The following is a 1,734-nucleotide window of genomic DNA, read 5'->3' as shown; positions in this document are numbered from 1 at the left end:
GGCCAAAAATACCCATGCCCAACGCCCCCCTCCAGCACAGCCCCGCCGCAGAACGCAACCAAGGGCCCATCCTGGCGCAGCTCCTGGCCCTGCTTGCGCCAGCGGGGGCCGCACTGGAGATTGCCAGCGGCACCGGGCAGCACGCCGCCCACTTTGCCGCAGCCCTGCCCGGCTGGAGCTGGCAACCCACCGACCTGCAGGCCACCCACTTTGGCTCCATCACGGGCTGGGCCGCCCAGGCGCAGGCGCACAACATGCGTGCGCCGCTGCGGCTCGATGTGCTGCAAACGCCGTGGCCCACCGAAGGCCCGGCCTTCGGCGCCCCGTTCGACCTGATCTACTGCGCCAACATGCTGCACATCGCCCCCTGGGCGTGCTGCACCGGGCTCATGCAGGGAGCGGCCCGCCACCTGGCAATGGGTGGCCACCTGGTCACCTATGGCCCCTACCTGGAAGACGGCGTGCCCACGGCCCCGGGCAACCTGGCCTTTGACGCCAGCCTGCGTGCACAGGACGCCACCTGGGGCATCCGCCGCCTTGAAGACGTGGCCACCGTGGCCGCCAGCGCCGGCCTGCAACTGGCGGCGCGGCATGCCATGCCTGCCAACAACCTGCTGCTGGTGTGGACCCACGCCGCCCGCAACCCTTGACGAAACACGCCCCATGAACACACCTGCCACCGCCCCCTTCTTCATCGCCAAGGTCGAGCCCGATGGCCTGCAATGCGACGCATGGCCCGAGCAACCCCTGCTGCTGTCGATGGAACAGGGCGGCATCGACTGGCCCAGCTCCTGCCGCAACGGCACCTGCCGCACCTGCCTGGGCCACCTGGTCGAGGGCACGGTGCGCTACGCCATCGAATGGCCTGGCCTGACGGCCGAAGAGAAGGAAGAAGGCTGCGTGCTACCCTGCGTGGCCTATCCCGCATCGGACGTCGTTCTGCAGGGCAGCGCCATCTGATCTTCGTCAGACACCACCCCGTTCAGAGACGGAACGGCCCCCGGTGCACTAAAATCCACGCCTTCGGGAGCAAGATGCTCCTTTGACGTGCGGCAGCGCCGCATCGCATGTTCTTTGGGGCGGTTTCTTGGGGGCACAGCAGCTGCCTTCGGCCACGGGAACCTGTGCTGCAGCGCACCGCCAGCTGGCACGCCGCCAGAGGCTCCCACAGAAAGCCCCACCTTCCATGAACACCCCCCTCACCCCCGTGCCGATCTCGCCCGTCGAGGACATCGTGGCCGAGATGCGCGCCGGGCGCATCGTCATCCTGGTGGATGAAGAAGACCGCGAAAACGAAGGCGACCTCGTCCTGGCCGCCGACCATGTCACGCCCGAGGCCATCAACTTCATGGCCCGTTTCGGCCGCGGCCTGATCTGCCTGACGCTCTCGCGCGAGCGCTGCGAGTTCCTCAAGCTGCCGCCCATGGCCGCACGCAACGGCACCGTGTACAGCACGGCCTTCACGGTCTCCATCGAGGCGGCCGAGGGCGTGACCACCGGCATCTCGGCCGCCGACCGCGCCCGCACCGTGCAAGTGGCCGTGGACCGCAACAGCCAGCCCACTGATTTGGTGCAACCCGGCCACATCTTCCCGCTGCAGGCAGTGGATGGCGGCGTGCTGATGCGCGCCGGCCATACCGAAGCCGGTTGCGACCTGGCCGCCATGGCCGGCTGCAGCCCCGCATCGGTGATCTGCGAGATCATGAAGGACGACGGCACCATGGCCCGCCTGCC

General features: G+C 68.6%; 2 protein-coding genes and 1 pseudogene. All 3 read left to right on the top strand.

What is annotated here, in order from left to right:
* Positions 1–14: 14 nt before the first annotated feature.
* The gene (locus DBV10_RS13695) at positions 15–650 is read left to right on the top strand and encodes a DUF938 domain-containing protein (protein WP_124514178.1); all 636 of its coding nucleotides are present in this window, start codon (positions 15–17) and stop codon (positions 648–650) included.
* A 13-nt stretch (positions 651–663) separates the two neighbouring features.
* Positions 664–960, top strand: a complete 297-nt coding sequence (locus tag DBV10_RS13690; RefSeq protein WP_124514177.1) for a 2Fe-2S iron-sulfur cluster-binding protein — start codon at positions 664–666, stop codon at positions 958–960.
* Positions 961–1,186: 226 nt separating this feature from the next.
* Positions 1,187–1,734: pseudogene (ribB, locus tag DBV10_RS23150) on the top strand (3,4-dihydroxy-2-butanone-4-phosphate synthase); the annotation flags it as partial.

The sequence above is a fragment of the Acidovorax sp. FJL06 genome (assembly GCF_003852545.1).
Classification (GTDB): domain Bacteria; phylum Pseudomonadota; class Gammaproteobacteria; order Burkholderiales; family Burkholderiaceae_C; genus Acidovorax.
This window is presented reverse-complemented; position numbering and strand designations above follow the sequence as displayed.

What these genes read in the sequence shown, in the direction of transcription:
- DBV10_RS13695 (WP_124514178.1), top strand. Translation starts at nt 15, where the DNA reads ATGCCCAACGCCCCCCTCCAGCACAGCCCCGCCGCAGAACGCAACCAA.
- DBV10_RS13690 (WP_124514177.1), top strand. Translation starts at nt 664, where the DNA reads ATGAACACACCTGCCACCGCCCCCTTCTTCATCGCCAAGGTCGAGCCC.